The 17,092-nt window shown below is 29.9% G+C and carries 14 protein-coding genes; 5 read left to right on the top strand and 9 right to left on the bottom strand.

The genetic code is table 11. The features are described 5' to 3' along the window. Window positions 1-283: 283 nt before the first annotated feature. Window positions 284-1,501, bottom strand: a complete 1,218-nt coding sequence (locus tag V9L04_RS16785) for a CHASE2 domain-containing protein (protein WP_338791021.1) — start codon at window positions 1,499-1,501, stop codon at window positions 284-286. A gap of 320 nt (window positions 1,502-1,821) precedes the next feature. On the opposite strand from V9L04_RS16785, the gene meaB reads away from it, so the two are divergent. Further along, window positions 1,822-2,838, top strand: a complete 1,017-nt coding sequence (meaB, locus tag V9L04_RS16780) for a methylmalonyl Co-A mutase-associated GTPase MeaB (RefSeq protein WP_338791020.1) — start codon at window positions 1,822-1,824, stop codon at window positions 2,836-2,838. Window positions 2,839-2,907: 69 nt separating this feature from the next. On the opposite strand, the gene V9L04_RS16775 is transcribed toward meaB, so the two are convergent. Next, window positions 2,908-3,966 carry an NAD(P)-dependent alcohol dehydrogenase gene (locus tag V9L04_RS16775; protein ID WP_338791019.1) on the bottom strand — a complete coding sequence of 353 codons (1,059 nt, stop codon included), beginning with the start codon at window positions 3,964-3,966 and terminating at the stop codon, window positions 2,908-2,910. Window positions 3,967-4,115: 149 nt separating this feature from the next. On the opposite strand from V9L04_RS16775, the gene V9L04_RS16770 reads away from it, so the two are divergent. Continuing rightward, window positions 4,116-4,622, top strand: a complete 507-nt coding sequence (locus V9L04_RS16770; protein WP_338791018.1) for a DCC1-like thiol-disulfide oxidoreductase family protein — start codon at window positions 4,116-4,118, stop codon at window positions 4,620-4,622. A gap of 178 nt (window positions 4,623-4,800) precedes the next feature. Continuing rightward, the gene (locus tag V9L04_RS16765; RefSeq protein WP_338791017.1) at window positions 4,801-5,724 is read left to right on the top strand and encodes a DUF2911 domain-containing protein; all 924 of its coding nucleotides are present in this window, start codon (window positions 4,801-4,803) and stop codon (window positions 5,722-5,724) included. An 84-nt stretch (window positions 5,725-5,808) separates the two neighbouring features. On the opposite strand, the gene V9L04_RS16760 is transcribed toward V9L04_RS16765, so the two are convergent. From V9L04_RS16760 to V9L04_RS16750, 3 genes are all read right to left on the bottom strand, one after another. Then, on the bottom strand, window positions 5,809-6,432 hold the full coding sequence (locus tag V9L04_RS16760; protein WP_338791016.1) for a hypothetical protein: 624 nt from the start codon (window positions 6,430-6,432) through the stop codon (window positions 5,809-5,811). A gap of 97 nt (window positions 6,433-6,529) precedes the next feature. Then, window positions 6,530-7,120 (bottom strand): Crp/Fnr family transcriptional regulator, encoded by a 591-nt coding sequence (locus V9L04_RS16755; RefSeq protein ID WP_338791015.1) that lies wholly within the window; start codon window positions 7,118-7,120, stop codon window positions 6,530-6,532. A gap of 20 nt (window positions 7,121-7,140) precedes the next feature. Continuing rightward, window positions 7,141-7,869: a DUF4129 domain-containing protein gene (locus V9L04_RS16750; protein WP_338791014.1), complete on the bottom strand. Its 729-nt coding sequence runs from the start codon at window positions 7,867-7,869 to the stop codon at window positions 7,141-7,143. A gap of 195 nt (window positions 7,870-8,064) precedes the next feature. Between V9L04_RS16750 and V9L04_RS16745 the strand changes: the two genes are divergently transcribed. Further along, window positions 8,065-8,673, top strand: a complete 609-nt coding sequence (locus V9L04_RS16745) for a nucleoside 2-deoxyribosyltransferase domain-containing protein (protein WP_338791013.1) — start codon at window positions 8,065-8,067, stop codon at window positions 8,671-8,673. A gap of 197 nt (window positions 8,674-8,870) precedes the next feature. Here the strand turns inward: V9L04_RS16745 and V9L04_RS16740 are convergent, their stop codons facing one another. Together V9L04_RS16740 and V9L04_RS16735 are read right to left on the bottom strand one after the other, a co-directional pair. Then, window positions 8,871-10,025, bottom strand: coding sequence for an MBL fold metallo-hydrolase (locus tag V9L04_RS16740; protein ID WP_338791012.1), 1,155 nt, complete (start codon window positions 10,023-10,025; stop codon window positions 8,871-8,873). 264 nt (window positions 10,026-10,289) lie between these two features. Beyond that, window positions 10,290-11,696 carry an arginine decarboxylase gene (locus V9L04_RS16735; RefSeq protein WP_338791011.1) on the bottom strand — a complete coding sequence of 469 codons (1,407 nt, stop codon included), beginning with the start codon at window positions 11,694-11,696 and terminating at the stop codon, window positions 10,290-10,292. Window positions 11,697-11,944: 248 nt separating this feature from the next. Between V9L04_RS16735 and V9L04_RS16730 the strand changes: the two genes are divergently transcribed. Beyond that, window positions 11,945-12,475, top strand: coding sequence for a DUF1569 domain-containing protein (locus V9L04_RS16730; protein WP_338791010.1), 531 nt, complete (start codon window positions 11,945-11,947; stop codon window positions 12,473-12,475). Between the two features lie 82 nt (window positions 12,476-12,557). On the opposite strand, the gene V9L04_RS16725 is transcribed toward V9L04_RS16730, so the two are convergent. Both V9L04_RS16725 and V9L04_RS16720 read right to left on the bottom strand, forming a co-directional pair. Further along, window positions 12,558-13,190 carry a cytochrome C oxidase subunit III gene (locus V9L04_RS16725; protein ID WP_338791009.1) on the bottom strand — a complete coding sequence of 211 codons (633 nt, stop codon included), beginning with the start codon at window positions 13,188-13,190 and terminating at the stop codon, window positions 12,558-12,560. Between the two features lie 384 nt (window positions 13,191-13,574). Further along, window positions 13,575-16,958: a SpoIIE family protein phosphatase gene (locus V9L04_RS16720; protein ID WP_338791008.1), complete on the bottom strand. Its 3,384-nt coding sequence runs from the start codon at window positions 16,956-16,958 to the stop codon at window positions 13,575-13,577. Between the last annotated feature and the right edge of the window lie 134 nt (window positions 16,959-17,092).

Genomic DNA, 17,092 nt, shown 5'->3' with positions numbered 1-17,092 from the left:
TGAAAGACATCGTTTATTCAAACTCGTTTTTCAGTATGTGCTTTGTTAAGTATAACTATTTTTTTGATCAAAGGTTGTCAGATAACTATTAAATATGCTTCTACAAAAATTGAACAAAAAATAATTATATACTTGTTTTACGTGAAAACTTGATAAAAAGATGTAAAAACATGTAATTTTTATCCTAATTTTCTGTTTTTATTACTGGATACAGATTTTAGTTATTTTTAGTTGTAGCACAGTCAAATTAATGTTTTTCTCTTTCTTATTTTTCACTTATTTTTTATTCATAGGCACGAGTAGATTTAGGATACATATTAGCCAATATAGCTAAAAATACTTCTAAGACATCTCCAGATAAAACTACTGCCAAAACTCCAACAGTTATTTCTAACATAAGATTATAAGTAGCCAATGTCCAGATAAAAATAAATACAAAGATAATAACTTCTACAAGCTGAACACCTTTTGTGATGACATCATACCAAGTTCCTAATTTTCTATGAAAATAGATATAGGTAAATAATACAACGTTAAAAAAACACATCAAAACAGAAATAATAATCGCTAAATAAGAAGGAATTACATCAATATAATTTTCGTGTAAAATCATCGAAAGCATATTTGCATGAATCATAATTCCATACATATCCGTTGCTGCCCTTCCGACAGGTCGTACATTCAGTGGTGTGTAATATCTATCATCTACACCATCATCTTCTATGAAAGTAGAACCCATATAGCCCATAATGACAATTTTGTCTTTAAAGAAAGAAGGATCAAAATTTTCATCTAAAACATCCATTGGGTCAATGACCATAAACTTTTGCCAATTTCCACGATAATAAATCGTTTCTACTTCATTATTCCTTTCCAAAAGTTTTTCGGCTTTATCAGGATAAGAAAGTTGTATGAGTTTGGTTGCAAAACTATAAATTGTTGAATCTTTTACTTTTTCTTTTGGAGAAACAATACGAGCTGTTTCAAACTTTGTATCTTCATCTGTAACAACATTTACATAACCTGTTTGTATATACTTTTGAAATGGTTGGTGAGGAAGTCCTAAACTATCAAAACTTTTACTTTCTTCGTTTGGCTTTTCTAGTTTTGAAGCAAAAACAATAGGACATCTTTCGCTTGCAATTTTTAAAAAGGCTTCTAAAGTAGAATCTTGCTCAGGCTTTCTTGCTCCTGTCAAAAGAGCATCTAGTCCAATTATTTTCGGTTTATATCTTGAAATAACTTCTATTTGCGCTCCTAATCCTGCTCTAGGTAGATAACCAATATTTACAATAACTATATTTGTATCTATTTCTATCTTCTCATTATCTCTTATTTGAGAAAAATAAACATCAGAGATTTTGAAGTTATTAATCGTCTGTTCGAAAATATTGAGAAAATCAAAATTTACGGCTACTGTTTGAAGCAGAAGCATAAACGCAAAAATGGCGATTGTTCCTGTAATTGTAGCAAGATTGAATATTTTTCGTAAAAAACGCATTAGTAAATAGATAAGTTGTAAATAATAGAATGAATATCGATTTTTGATAGATACTGATAAAACAAAAACTCATTTCTATTCCTACAAAGATACAAATTATTTTAAATACGTTTGTACGTTGTGAAGTATTTTTTGATATAAGTAGAAATTAAATTTTTATTTTTAACTAAAATAACATTTTTTTGATAAGAATCTAAAATCAAGACTTGTATTTTTCTCATTTTTGTTTAGCTTTTCTATGAATTGCTTATATCAAACGACAAAACAAAAAGTCAATCCACATCTTATCAACGTTATTTAATTTCACATTTTTTATTTTTATGGCAAAAAACAGACGTTCACGTTTAACATCCCAAGAATATATTGATGGAATTTTGGCTCATAATCCTTTTATTTTGAGTAGAGCTATTACACTTATAGAAAGTCAGTTAGAAAGTGATAATGAACTTGCTACACAGATTATTGACAGACTTATGCCTTATACAGGAAATTCTATTCGTGTAGGAATTACTGGAGTTCCTGGGGTTGGAAAAAGCACATTTATTGAAACTTTTGGACTTTATTTGGCAGATTTAGCAACTGAACTAGAAAATAAAAATAAAAAAATTGCTGTTCTTGCCATTGACCCAAGTAGCCAGCGTTCGGGAGGAAGTATTTTGGGAGATAAAACAAGAATGGAAAAACTCTCTAATCATAAAAACGCTTATATTCGTCCTTCCCCAGCTCGTAGTTCTTTAGGTGGAGTTAGTCAAAAAACGAGAGAAACAATGCTTTTATGTGAGGCAGCAGGCTTTGATGTCATTTTGATAGAAACTGTTGGAGTTGGACAGTCTGAAACAATTGTAAAAGGAATGGTTGATTTTTTTCTTTTGCTTATGCTTGCAGGTGCAGGCGACGAGTTACAGGGAATAAAACGTGGAATTATGGAAATGGCTGATATGCTCGTCATTACAAAAGCTGATAAAGAAAATAAAAATGCAGCTACACGAGCCAAATCACAATATAAACACGCTTTGCATCTTTTCCCACCTAATGATGCCAAATGGACAGTTCCAGTAGAAATTTGTTCGGCTTTAGAAAATGAAGGAATAGAGAATATTTGGAAAAACATTGAAGACTTTGTAAAACAAACAACTTCAAATGGGTTCTTTAAAATAAATCGTAGTCAGCAGAACAAACAATGGCTACATCAAACTATTGAAGAGCGATTAAAAAGAGATTTTTATGCAAATGAATTAATAAAGAAACAAATAGAAGATTTAGAAAAACAAGTTGCTAATGGCTCTAGAAATGCTGTCGAAGTAGCAAGAGAGCTTTTGAACAATTATTACAAATAGAAAAATGGTTAATTGCAAATATCATTGATTTACAATTAACCATTCAAGTATAATTAATTTATACAATTATTAATTATCCTTCAAAGATTTCATGTCAATGACAAAACGATAACGAACATCACTTTTTAGCATTCGTTCGTAGGCATCATTAATGTCTTGCATATTAATCATTTCAATTTCTGAAACAATATTATGCTCTCCACAAAAATCTAGCATTTCTTGTGTTTCTTTGATTCCACCGATTACAGAACCTGCAATAGAACGTCTTCCCATTATCATAGCTGGTGTTTGAATCATAGAATCTAACTCGCCTATAAAACCAACCAAAACTAAAGTTCCATTAATTGTAAGCGTCGAAATATAAGGATTCAAATCATGTTCATAAGGAACTGTATCAATAATTAAATCAAACTTTCCTCTTACCGATTTCATTTGTTTTTCGTCTGTTGAGATAATAACAGTATCAGCACCTAATTCTTTAGCATCTTTTTCTTTACTTGGCGAACGAGAAAAAAGTGTAACTTCTGCACCCATTCCTTTAGCTAATTTGATTGCCATGTGTCCGAGTCCACCCAAACCAATAACAGCAACTTTGCTTCCTTCTTTTACATTCCAATGAACCAAAGGAGACCATGTAGTAACACCTGCACAAAGTAAAGGTGCAACAGCAGCTAAATCAAGATTTTCAGGAACTTTCAAAACAAAGTTTTCATCTACAACTACTTTTTCAGAATATCCTCCAAAAGTATGTCCTCCTAGATGCTTGTCTTTTCCGTTGTATGTTCCTGTAAAACCTTTCTGACAATATTGTTCTAAATCTTGCTTACAACTATCACATGTCTGACACGAATCAACCATGCAACCCACAGCAGCATAATCGCCTACTTTAAGTTTGGTGACATCACTTCCAACTTTAGTCACTTTTCCTACAATCTCATGACCAGGTACAGCAGAATAAACTGTTCCACCCCAATCATTTCTAGCTGTGTGCAAATCAGAATGACAAACACCACAATACAAAATATCAATTTCAATATCTTTTGCAGTTACTTCTCTGCGTTCAATGGTCATTTGTTTTAAAGGCTTATCAGCAGCTTCTGTTCCAAATGCTTTTACGTTATTTGACATATAATTATAATAGTTTTATTTGTTTTTTGAATAGTACGATTACTGAACAATTTGATATGTTTAATGTTCTGATTTAAATAAAATAATACTACTATGAGAACTAAATTAGTTAGAATCAAGGCATTATTATCATATCAAAATTCAAAAAAATGACTTCTATTCCTAGTAAAAATAATCTTTCAACTTCTTATGCTCCACAAAAAACCATCTTGATTTGGGATGCAGAATGTGGTTTTTGCAAATACTGGATTACCAAATGGCAAATGATTGTCAATGAATCAACTATTGATTTACGTCCTTATCAAGAATCAGCCAAAGATTTTCCCGATTTAGATACAAAATTATTCAAAAAAGCTGTTCGCTTAATTACTCCAAACGGAAAAGTATATTCAGGAGCAGAAGCTGCTTTCAAAAGTTTAGAACTAGGAGGAGCAACCGATTTACCTATAAGTTGGTATCAAAAAAATCCTAATTTTAAAGAACTAACAGATTGGCTTTATATAAAAGTAGCTGATAATCGTCCTTTTCTATATGATATTTCCCATTTCTTTTTAGGAGAAAATCCTAGAAAAATTCGTCCTTCTCTTTGGATTTGGGCTGGTGTAGGTGCGCTTGTTGGAGGAAGTTTGGTTTTGAGATTGGGTAGAAAAAGATAGAAATTTAGCTTACTCTTCCTAACAAAATTTTCTACAAATAGTAGTCTAGGTTATCTTTGCATTCATCAAGATAAAGAACTATAAACGTTTTATTTATCAACTGCACGTAATTCATAAATTCATTTTCAAAATTATGTGGCAGTTATTTTTATTTTATTCATCGTTACTACAATTTTTCATGTTAAAAATTTCAACGCTTAGTTTGGTTTTGATGTCTTTTACGGCATTATTTTTTACTTCCTCTGTTTTTGCTCAACTTACCATGCCACAACCAAGTCCTTCTGCTATGGTAAAACAAACTGTTGGTCTTACAGATATTACTATTGATTATTCTTCTCCTGCTATGCGTCAGCGTGAAGTATGGGGTGGTCTTGTTCCTTACGGAGAAATATGGCGTACAGGTGCAAATAAGGCTACAAATATTACTTTTTCAGATGAAGTTTCTATTGATGGAACGAAAGTACCAGCAGGAACATATTCTCTTTTTACTATTCCAAATGAGAAAGAATGGACAGTTATCATCAATAAAAATTCTGAACAGTGGGGTGCAGGCGAATATGACGAGAAAGAAGATGTAGTTCGTTTTACAGTAACTCCTATGGTTTCTCCTATTATTAATGAACGTATGCTCTTTACAATTGAAGCTCTGGAAGATCGTCAGGGCAAAGTTTCTCTTTGGTGGTCAAATACTAGAATTTCTTTTGTTGTAGATGCAGATCCTGTTTCTAAAATGGTTTCAAATATTGAAAATACATTAAAGCAAGCTGATAATTTGTGGTACACTTATGCACAATCTGCTGAATATTATTTAGACAATAAACAAAATACAGAAAAAGCAATGGACTGGATTAATAAATCTATTTCTCTGAAAGACCATTTTTACAATAATTGGATAAAGGCTCGTTTGATGATGGCTGGAAACAAAACAGGAGGCGTTTCAAGTAACACACAAGGAGCAATTGATTTAGTAAAAAAATCTATAGCAATGGGTGAAAAAGAAAATACAAATTTCTACAAACGCCTAAAGCCACAAATGGAACAATTTATCAAAACTTATTCTCAACAACTTCCTAAAAACAGCAAATCAACTAAGAATAAATAATTTTAGATTTTATTTTTAACAAAAAACACCTTTTTCTCTCTTGAAAAAGGTGTTTTTTATTTTTTCATCAATTGTAAATTATTGCTACCTTAAAACATCAACAAACTCAGAAGGAATTACAACTCCTTTAAAATGATTTGTAAAACCATAAAATAGAAGAATAGAAAAAACAAAACCAATAATCAAAATTACTATTGCCTGCTTTTGAGGAGTAAAGCCTAATATATTAGACTTCATTTTCTTACCATGAATAGCTGAGATATGAGCAAAAAAAGCCATTATAGCCAATCCATAATAAGGAACAAAAAAAAGATTGATAGGAAATATATTAATTCCTGCCACTCCAAAATAAAAATTAGTGTCTAGTTCGAATACAAACCGTCCTATAAAAACAGCACTAACATGAATCAAAAGAAAAATTGCTAAATAGAGTCCAGACCAAAGTGAGAGAGTTTCAAAATTTAGATGATATTTTTTTGTAAGTCTCCTAATCAATTTACTTCCCGATATAATTTGAATACAGACAGCAAATAATAAAAGTGTTTCTATAAAAACATTCCGATATATAATTCGCAATGAATTCATAACAGAAATATGAAATTCTGCTCCAAAAATACTGCAAAAATGGTTGAATAGATGAAGTCCTATAAAAAGAGACAGAATAATACCTGAACCGTAATGAATTTGACTGTTAGTTATCTTTTTCATAATTAGTTGTATTTGTAATAATAAATTAGAAATACAAATATCTAGAAGTAGAATAAGAAAACATTTGATTTATATCAAATTCGGTGTTCGCCAAAAATTAATTCGTATTTCTAGGATTCCGAATTCGACTAAGTGTTTCTAAAGTAATTCCTAAGTAGGAAGCAATGTGAGTTAGGGCAACTCTTTGTGTAATAGAGGGTAAGATTTTCAATAAATTTTCGTATTTCTGTTGTGCTGTTTCAAATTGAATACCTACAATTCTTTCTTGTAACTGCAACATGGTTTTGATAACAACATTTTTGGCTAGTGTTTCGAAACTATGATGATTTTGAGATAATTTTTCTGTATCAGATTTAGAAATTCGAAGTAAAATACTTGGCTCTAATGTTTCTATAAAATGAGGACTTGGAATAGATAAAAAGAAACTATTAATAGAGCATAAGAAATCATTTTCGAAGGCAAACCAATCTGTAATATCTTTACCATCTTTTAAATAAAAAGCTCTAGCACAGCCCTTTATAATAAAATATATATTATTTTCTAACTCTCCTTCACTAATTAATAATTGCTGTTTTTCAAGCACTACTAGTTTCGAAACATCAGATATATCAATTTTACATTCCTTTGAAAGAACTGAATATTGTTTATCAATTGTTTGGAGAACTTCTTCTAAAATAATACTATTCATAAACACAAAAAAGAGAAAAATTATGCAGCTTTATCTTGATGCGATTTTCTAAAATTAATAAAATAAGTCTCTACCATACTAAAATCTTTTTCATCAATTTTAGATTCTCCATACCATGCTTTTTCATACCAAAGAGTTAGCTTTCTAAAACTTGTAGCTGATTCTTGTGATGCTTTATTGGACAATTCTGAAATATAAGCATGATTAGTTTTGTCTTTTTTCCAATTGATAAGTTCCTTTTCATATAAGACTTTTAAAAGCCATAAATAATGAATACGGATTGCCATACGGAAATTGCGTTGTAATAATGCTTTTTCTAAGGCTTGTTCTAAATAACCAAACTCTACTTTTTCTAGGTTTTCTTCTGTCAAAAATGCAGCTTGTTCTTCTTCTAACTTTGTTTTCTTATTCCCAAACAAAACTCCTTTTGTAAAAAACCAAACTAAAGCTAAAGCCAACAAAGCCACAACCAAACCAATAAGTACATACTTTAAGCCTGCCAAAAAACTCCAATCTAATTCAGGCCATTTAGAGGCAGGTTCTTTATATTCTTCCTTTTTCTCCTCTATTTCTTTGGCATATTTGATTCCATCTCTTAACTCATTCCATTTTTTGTTATCAAACTCTTTTATTTCTGTTTCTTGCTGTGTAGTTTTATCTTGAGCATACGAAATAGAAGAATGCAAACCAACTGAAAAAGTGATTGCAATCAGCAAATAAAAAATAGCTTTTTTAAAAGTAGTCTTCATAGAATTATTATAAAATTATACTGTCTTTTTATTCTTTCATCTATTTGAAACTTTACATATAATGTAAGTGTAGAGTTAAAACAGAGTTGGTAAATATACAAAAAAATAAAAATTTAATGATTATTTTGACGTTCTTAATTCAATTATTTTCTATCTTAGAAAAAAAATAGCTTTTATATTCAATCTCTTTTTGTGATGCAACACGAACCTATCCGAACTTTATTTTCAAGAAATCATGATACTATTTTTCCCAAACTAGGTGTTTTTTTGGCTGGTGCAACGCCTTCTGAAGAAAATTTAAAAACAGGTTGGAGAAGAAAAGTAATCCAAAAACTTCTAGAAGACAAACGACTAAACCCAAGTATGATTGTCGTTTCACCTGAGCCCGAAACAGGAAAATGGGCAGATATTGATAATAAAAACCCTAAAACAGAACTAGAAGCTGTCAGAGACAAACAAATAACATGGGAACTTCAATATTTACAACTCTGTGATATTACAGCTTTTTGGTTACCTGCTTATTGGACAAAAGAAAAATCAGGAATTTTTGATGCCAATATTGCGCCTACAAGTCGTTTAGAATTTGGATATTTTTTGCAAGAATATGTCAAAAACCCTATCAAAAGAAAATTTATTGTAGGAAGTCCAGAAGATGCAGATAGTATAAAATGGGCAAAAAAAATAGCTGATATTCACGGAATAAAATGGCACTTTTTAAAAACAGAAGACAAAAGTAGGCTTGTTGCTGATTCTTTTGTTGAAGAAATTGCTACTGCGCTGATTGGTGGAAAGTGGGAGTATTAGATTTTAAAAGAAATTGTCAGTAGTCTTGAACTATTAAAGTTGAAAAATAACTTTTTAAATTTTATACATAACTTGAAAATACATGACAGGTATAAATTCTTTTCTAAAAGCACTTTTGATTGAATATAAAAAATAAATTAATGTTTTACTTCTATACGAATATCTTCAAAAAGTTACTCTTAAATAGACTTTAAGTATTATTTTTTATTTGCTACTAGCTCTTCCTTTCCATTAAAAAATATAAATTGTTTGTGAACATTATCAAAAATTAGGGATTGATTAAGCGTTTGTCCTTTCAAGTGAAAATTTGTTTCTGAAAGAGATACAATCTCATATATATAATTGCCTTCGCTTCGTAAAAACAATTTACCTTCTTGATATATAACTTCATCTATTTGACCATTTTCATACTGATAGCTACCTTCATAACTTCTAAGAGTGGTTACAGGAATAATAGTATTAGCAACTAAATTGACAGAAACTGTTTTCTTAATTGTTTGTGATAATCGCTGAGTTGATATATTATTTCCATCATTAAAAACCAAACTTAGTTCTTTGATTTGTTTATCATTAGCAATCTGCTCAGAAGTTTTACCTGCATCATTAAGTTCTTTTATTCTATTAATCCATTTTATAGAATTACTTTTATAAACACTAAGTTCTTTTTTATTAGATGATAATTTACCGTGGGCAGCAACTATAGTGGTACTTTCATCTCCTAAAGATAATGCTTTATCAATAATATCTAAATGCCCCTTGCTTCCACCACCATAATAAAAATGTGGGAAAGAATTAGTCATATAAGTATCTCCCATAAATACTGTATTATTGTTCTTAAAGTAAATCAAAACATCATCAAAAGTATGTGCTTTAACATGATATAATTCTACTGTTTCACTTTCCATTTTTACTGTATAAGTATTCTTAAAAGTAACATCATAAACTGCTTTCGAATATTTACTATTTTCTTGGGAAATAATTGTTGCCCCCAGTTCCATAAAAAAAGAATTTGCTCCACTATGGTCTTGATGGCTATGCGTGTTCAATACATACTTGATGGGTTTGTCAGAAAGTTCTCTTATTGCTTTGAGTAAATCTTTTTGATTATTCATTCCTGTCATTGGATCTATCAAAAGTAATTCCTTTACACCAATAAATACACCTACATTAGTATTATAGCTAGGTGCTTTTAAAACATATAGATTATCTGTTATTTTTTTTTGACTAAAATCTGATTGTACTATTTTGTTACTTTTATTTTGTTTTGTTATTTCAGTTTGGACTTTTGCTTCTGAACAAGAAATATTTAGAATTGAAATAACAAATAAAAAAAGGATTTTAAAATAATTCATAAAGAGAATACTTTTATGTTTTAAATAATACAGCATTTCATAAATTTTATGCTGCATACTTGGTAAGTTTATTTTAGCTTCACTGAGAGGTTTTACTATTTTCAAAACGATTGAAACCCTGTCTTAGAAGGGTTTTAGTCAATTCTAAGTAACTGAGTAACTAGTAAAATAAAATTTTTGAAAAGCTATGAATTTTTTTGAAAATGAAAAAATCGTGTTCTGTAAGTCACAGAACACGAGTAAAAGTTTTATTATACAATTTTATCAATACCCCAAAATATTCAAAACCTGTTCTGCTGTTTGTTCTTTATTGAATAATTCGGTGGTTACATTTCCTTGTGCATCTCTGTCAATGATTACGTGTTGAGCATTTGGAATCAAACAATGCTGAATTCCTCCATAACCTCCCAAACTTTCTTGGTATGCTCCTGTATGGAAAAAACCAATGTATTGCTCTGTTCCTCGTGTAAATTTTGGCAACATCAATTTCGAAACATGCGATTCTGAATCGTAATAATCCATACTATCACAGGTAATTCCACCCACATGAACCTGCTGATATTCCTTGTCCCAATTATTGATTGCCATTGTGATAAAACGGTAACCCATTCCCCACGTATCGGGTAAATGTGTAATAAATGAGCCATCAATCATATACCAAAGTTCACGATCGTTTTGTTGTTTTTGAGCCATTACAGAAAAAATCATTCCTCCACTTTCGCCTACCGTAAAACTTCCAAACTCAGAAAAAATAGTAGGAACAGGAACACCTTCTTGCTCACAAACTTCTTGAATATTTGCTACAATGGCTTCTGTCATATATTCGTAATCAAACTCAAAACCAAGTGAGTTTTTGATAGGCAAACCACCACCAATATCCAAAATATGAAGTTCTGGACAGATTTTTTTCAAATCACAATAGGCACGAACAAACTTATTAAATTCACTCCAAAAATAAACCGTATCACGAATACCAGAATTTACAAAAAAGTGTAATAAAGTAAGTTTGAATTTTGGATTGGTAGCTACATGTTTTTTATAAAACTCTACAACATCTTTATAACGAATGCCCAAACGAGAAGTATAAAACGAAAAATTAGGCTCTTCTTCTGTTGCAATGCGAAGTCCGATTTGCATTTGTTCTATATCCAACTCTTCATACGCTGTTATTTCCTTTCTATTATCTAAAACAGCAATACAGTTTTCAAAACCATCTTGCCACAGCGATTTTATTTCGTTGGTATACGTTTCTCTCTTAAAACCATTACAGACTACATATTTATCTTTATTAAAAAGTCCTTTTTGATGCAGTTTTTTAATGATAGCAATATCAAAAGTAGAAGAAGTTTCAAGATGTGCACCTGTTTTCAAAACTTCTTCCATTATAAAATTAAAATGCGAAGATTTTGTACAATAACAATACACATACTCAGCATCGTAATTCAATTTTTTCATCGCTTCACCAAAATGACTTCTCGCCCTTCGTATATTTTCACTAATTTTTGGCAAATAAGTAAGGCGCAAAGGCGTTCCATATTTTTCAATAATTGGCATAAGTTCTACACCATAAAAATTAAGTTCATCATTCGAAACTGTAAAATCTGGCGTATCAAAATAAAAAGTTTGTTTGATAAGGTCAATATAACGTTGTTGAGAAGTGCGTTTTACCATCAGAGTTTTTTGAGGGAGTAAATTAAATAAAAAAGATATGTAAATTTTTACATATAAAAAATGATTGAAAATAGAAGTTGTGTGTAGATAATCTAAAATTCTGTTACAAATTTACATTTATTTATATGAACAGAACTTTAAATAGGCTGTAAAGTTATTGCAAAATTATTTAACTTGTAGAAAAAGAGACAAAAATATATCTTCAAATCCTATTTCAGCACTATTTTACCAATTTATTTTATTCTGTTATGAGTACAAAAACAGTTTCTCAGCTAGGAAAAGAACTTTCAGATGTAGTTGAACACTACTACAATTCACTTCAAAACTATAAAGAGGAAGATTTTGAAAAAACTTTTGATGATGGAAGCTGGTCAATGGGACAGCTTTACAATCACCTCTATTCAGCGTCTCGTCATTGGATAAATGGCAAAATCACAAATTGTATAAATCAAGAAAAAGGAGTAGAACAGGCTGAGCTAACCTCTGAAGGGAGTTTTATTTTGGGTAGAGGTTATATTTCTCATAGTAAAAAAGTAAAAATGCCTGACGGAATGCCACAACCAGAATTTCAATCCAAAGCATTTTTTGAAAAAGAACTAGAAAATTACTCAACTTATTTGACAGAGCTAACTGAGAGAATGGAAAGTCAAACACAGCCTAATTTTGGCACAAAACATCCTATTTTTGGAATGCTGACAGCAAAAGATTGGCTTACTTTTGACTTAATTCATTGGAAACATCATCTTAGACAACAAAAAGAAATTGAATCAAAGTTTTGATTGAAGTTTTTAAAAAAATCAATTGTAAAAAAAAAGATACTTAATTTAGAAATTATTCTTCATTAAGTATCCTGTTTTTTATTTATATCAATGCTATCAAAAATCCTACAAAGATAGCTACCCAAAGCACATCCATAAAATGCCAATAAATAGTAAGGAGTTGTAGCTTTATTTTTTCATAAGGATTAGTAACCGTAATCAAAATCTGAACACCATCATCAACTTTATTTATATATTGATTGAGAAGAATTGCTAAATAAATAAGTCCTCCCATAAGGTGAACCATGTGAAAAGCTGAAATTATATAAAGATATGCACCTGCTGTTTTGCCTTCTAAATAAATCTTGTTTTGGTGTAGCTCGTAACCTCCAATAATTTGTAGGGATAAAAAAACGATTCCTAAGCCAAAGACAGCCAAAAGATTGTTTCTTAATTTCTTAAAATCATCTTTATAAAACTGCTGACGTGCTTTTTCTAAGAAAAAACTACTGCTGACAATAGCTATTGTACTGATAAAAAAAGCGTAGGGAAACTCAATAGGATGAGTAACAGCTTTTATTAAAGATTCATTAAAAAATAATAACATCAAGAGTGTAAAAGCCATAAATATTCCCATGACACCCAAATACATCATCATGACATAAGGATGCTGTTGTTCCATTTTTTCAAGAGTTGTTTTTTTCTCTCTAATATTGGTTTGTTCTTGTTTTTGCATAAAATTCTGTCTGTGTTTTATTACAAAAAATAGATAGCAATAGACATATCAAAATTATTTCTAAAATTAAAAATATATTCTTATTATTCTCTTATCCTTTTTTTTGTGTTTTATTATATGGGAATGAATAAGTAATTAATAAACTGTTGAACCTTTTGGTTAGATTGTATTTATTACGAAGATACAATTTTTATATAAAAAAAGCGAAGTAAACAACCTGATTTTTAGGGAGTTTAAGAATATAAACAAAAATAAGCTAGTACCTTTTTACTATTTTACTTTATTTTACTAAATTTTTCAATTGATTTATGCTCTTTCACGCTCTTAGCTTCTTAAACACAGATACATACATTTAGTTTTGGTTGCTTATCAAAAAATAAAAATTTATTCGAATCTGATTCCCATTACTAAAACATCATCAATTTGATGTATTTTTCCTTTCCAACGATCAAAGACTTGAGAAATACGATTTTCTTGTTCTTTTATTGGTAAATGCGAAATTTCTAATAAAAGCTCTCTAAATTTTTTTGTCATAAATTTCCTACCCTCTTTTCCCCCAAACTGGTCTTGATAACCGTCAGAAGCTAGATAAATAGTAGTAGGAACATGTAGATTTATTGTATGAGGAGTATAAATTCTTTCTTTTGCCATTGTTCCTCCTACAGGAATTTTATCTGCTTTTATTTGCAAAAGTTCTTCATTCTGAACATAATAAAGTGGATTCATTGCACCTGCATATTGAATGTGATTTTTTGCTTTATCCCAAACTACAATACAAACATCCATTCCATCCCTGTTATCAGACTGATTTTGTTTCAAAGCAGAAAAAATATAGTTGTGTAAATGAGTAAGAATTAAATCAGGCTCAGTAAGATTTTGTTGAAAAACAGCATCTGTAAGTCCACTACTTCCGAGCATAGACATAAATGCCCCTGGTACGCCATGACCTGTACAATCTGCCACAGCAATAATTACTTTGTCTTCACTTTTTTCTATCCAGTAAAAATCACCACTAACAATATCACGAGGTTTGTAGAAAATAAAATGATTAGGTATTTCTTGTTTAATACGTTTTTCTATTGGCAAAAGTGCCGTTTGGATACGCTTTGCATAATTTATACTAGATACAATATTTTTATTTTGCTCTTCAATTTTCTGATTTTTAATGTCTAACTGATCTCTCTGCTGAATAATTTCTTCATTTTGGGTGGAAAGTTCTGTATTTTTTTGAGAAAGTTCATCTGTTCTTTCTGCAACTATATTTTCTAATTGTTCATTTTGTTTGCGTAAGCGATGTGTATAAAAACGAGTTGAGCCAAAAATAATTCCTACTCCAAATAAAAGATAGAAAACATAAGCTGTTGTGGTACGATGCCAAGGTGGAAAAACTTTGAATTGGTAAGAAACTTTTTCACTTTCTTCTCCCAAATAATTTTTAGATTTTGCATAAAAAATATATTCACCTTCTCTTAGGTTGTTGTATTCTTTTATGTTTAGAGTTGTCCAATCTGACCATTTTTCGTCTAAGCCTTCTAAAAAATAACTGTATTGTGTTCTTTTTTCTTCTATAAAAAATAATCCTGCTACTTTAAAAAGAATAGAATTATTGGCATTGTCAATTTTTAGAATATCTTTTTCACTCTGTATTTCGCTAATTTCATATAAAATGGAATCATTATCTAATTTTTTAGAAGTGAAAAAATTTCCGTCAAAAATAAGCGAATCATTTCCTATCTTTACCTGACGAATCAGTGTATTGAATATTGCTTCTTGATTTGACTCTTTCAATTTACTTAAATCAATGTTTAAAATACCACTAGAAGTTCCTATCCAAATTATGTTTTTGTTGTTCTCATCTTGATAAAGAGAACGAACAAAATATTTTCCTACTATTTGTTCTAGTTTACTATTTCTTATATAACTTTCTCCTTGTTTAGTATAGATATTCACAAAAAAGTTTTGAGGATCATATACCCAAAGCATATTTTCACCAACTTGTTCTATTTCAACAGGTCGATTTAAGTAAGGTCTCAAAAATTGAGTTATTTGTTTGTCATATTCTAATTTATCTTCTTTTGTTATTTGAAAAATGCTGTCATTTCCTTGTTTTTGAACATATACGTTACCATCAATAATGGTATAACCTCCTGAATCTAAATCGTAAAATGTAATTTTAGAATTCTCTATATTTATTTTTGCTACTCTATGTCTGTTTTGTGCTTCAACTCCCCAAAACTCGTTTTTTTCTAAAGAACGAATATGAATGTTTGTATTTTTTAAAAAATCATTTTTTTTTGTTTCTTTGAGAATAGCATTAGGCTGATAATCTATATAATTTATTCCCTCTCTTCCTAATTGTGAAAAATAAATTCTGTTAGGGTTATGTTTATAATTAGTCATTTCGCTAATACGCAATCCACCTTGAGGAATTTTTAAAATAGATATCGCCTCCCATTCCAAATTATTTTTTTTCTTAATTTCATAGATTCCATCAAAAGACGATAAGAATAAATGTTCTTTTCCATCAGCTAAAAGAAGTGTTTTGAGTAACCTATTTTCTATGGATGTTCCTTCTATCGTCTTCCAATTTCCATTTTTTTGAAGATAAACAAGTTTTGCAACTGTTCCTGCAAAAATGGTATTTTCAAATCGTCTAATGTCATATATCGAACTTCCACTGATACCTTTATTTTCTGCCCAATAATTAACAGGAGAAGCGACATCTATTTTTGCAATACCATTATAAAATCCTGTCCAAAGTTGATTTTGGTTATCTTGGGCAAAAGACATTACAATATTATCTATCAATCCTTCTTTTGTAGAGATAATTTGTATTATATTTCCTTTATTATCTGTATGAATCACACCATTTTGAATACTTCCAAAAATCCAATCTCCATTCACAATTTGTGTGGCTGTAAGAAGCTGAGCATTTCTAAAAACAGTTTGGCTTTTTTGGTCACCAAAAGGAGTAATCTGAGCTGTTTCTAAATTATAAATTGTCACATCATTGCCTATGCCAAAAATAAGTAACTCATTTTCTGAAAAATCTTTAATTTTATAAATATCCTTTCCCTCAAAAAAAGAGGTGTTCTTTAAAGAATCATAAGAAAAATCATTTTTATTGTTGGAGACTTGCTTATGAAATAATTGTTTGCCATTAAAAAATAAAAAACCTTTATTTGTAAAAAAAGTGTCTTTTATATCATCTCTATTTATACGAATATGTTCTTTTACAACTCCTTTATCAAATTTGAATATAATATGTTTTCCTATTTGCTTTGATGTACCATCAAATGTATAATAAATTTGATTATCAATTTTTCCTACACTACTTGTTCTAACTCTATTCCAAACTGAATCAGCTAAATTTTCAGGATGCAACGGAATAAATTCCCATTTTCCTGTTGGATATTGAGGTCTCAAGTAGCCCGCACAACGCACCAAGCCATCAGCAATATGAATATTTCCGTTTTCACCTTCAACCATGCTATATACATAATTACAGGGTGTAAATATTTTCTTCCAACTATTTCCATCATACTCCAAGATATCTCTACTATTTGATGCTGCATAAATAAAACCTCTACTACTTTTCATCATAGAGCGTATTTCAGGAGCTGCATTATATTCTGTAGGAGCAAAATTTTGCAGTGGTGGAGAACCTATTTCAGTATTTTGAGCTATTGAGTCAAAAAATAAAAATATGACAAAGAAAGTAAAGAATAAAACAGATAAAGACTTTTTTGAGGGGTAATATTCTTTCATAATTTCAACGAACAGTAAGTAACAAATGAATTGGACTTTATTAGTAAATTATACAAATAGGATAAAATATAAATCAAGATAATGAAATACTTGAGTTTTTTCAAAAAATTAGTAAACCAATAGCCTTAAAAATT

This window comes from Bernardetia sp. MNP-M8, from assembly GCF_037126285.1.
GTDB lineage: Bacteria > Bacteroidota > Bacteroidia > Cytophagales > Bernardetiaceae > Bernardetia.
Note: the sequence above shows the minus strand (reverse complement) of the source record. Positions and strands in the feature narration are given on the sequence as shown.

Excerpts from the sequence above, each read along its gene's own strand:
- V9L04_RS16785 (WP_338791021.1), bottom strand. The coding sequence starts at position 1,501 with ATGCGTTTTTTACGAAAAATATTCAATCTTGCTACAATTACAGGAACA.
- meaB (WP_338791020.1), top strand. The coding sequence starts at position 1,822 with ATGGCAAAAAACAGACGTTCACGTTTAACATCCCAAGAATATATTGAT.
- V9L04_RS16775 (WP_338791019.1), bottom strand. The coding sequence starts at position 3,966 with ATGTCAAATAACGTAAAAGCATTTGGAACAGAAGCTGCTGATAAGCCT.
- V9L04_RS16770 (WP_338791018.1), top strand. The coding sequence starts at position 4,116 with ATGACTTCTATTCCTAGTAAAAATAATCTTTCAACTTCTTATGCTCCA.
- V9L04_RS16765 (WP_338791017.1), top strand. The coding sequence starts at position 4,801 with ATGTTAAAAATTTCAACGCTTAGTTTGGTTTTGATGTCTTTTACGGCA.
- V9L04_RS16760 (WP_338791016.1), bottom strand. The coding sequence starts at position 6,432 with ATGAAAAAGATAACTAACAGTCAAATTCATTACGGTTCAGGTATTATT.
- V9L04_RS16755 (WP_338791015.1), bottom strand. The coding sequence starts at position 7,120 with ATGAATAGTATTATTTTAGAAGAAGTTCTCCAAACAATTGATAAACAA.
- V9L04_RS16750 (WP_338791014.1), bottom strand. The coding sequence starts at position 7,869 with ATGAAGACTACTTTTAAAAAAGCTATTTTTTATTTGCTGATTGCAATC.
- V9L04_RS16745 (WP_338791013.1), top strand. The coding sequence starts at position 8,065 with ATGCAACACGAACCTATCCGAACTTTATTTTCAAGAAATCATGATACT.
- V9L04_RS16740 (WP_338791012.1), bottom strand. The coding sequence starts at position 10,025 with ATGAATTATTTTAAAATCCTTTTTTTATTTGTTATTTCAATTCTAAAT.
- V9L04_RS16735 (WP_338791011.1), bottom strand. The coding sequence starts at position 11,696 with ATGGTAAAACGCACTTCTCAACAACGTTATATTGACCTTATCAAACAA.
- V9L04_RS16730 (WP_338791010.1), top strand. The coding sequence starts at position 11,945 with ATGAGTACAAAAACAGTTTCTCAGCTAGGAAAAGAACTTTCAGATGTA.
- V9L04_RS16725 (WP_338791009.1), bottom strand. The coding sequence starts at position 13,190 with ATGCAAAAACAAGAACAAACCAATATTAGAGAGAAAAAAACAACTCTT.
- V9L04_RS16720 (WP_338791008.1), bottom strand. The coding sequence starts at position 16,958 with ATGAAAGAATATTACCCCTCAAAAAAGTCTTTATCTGTTTTATTCTTT.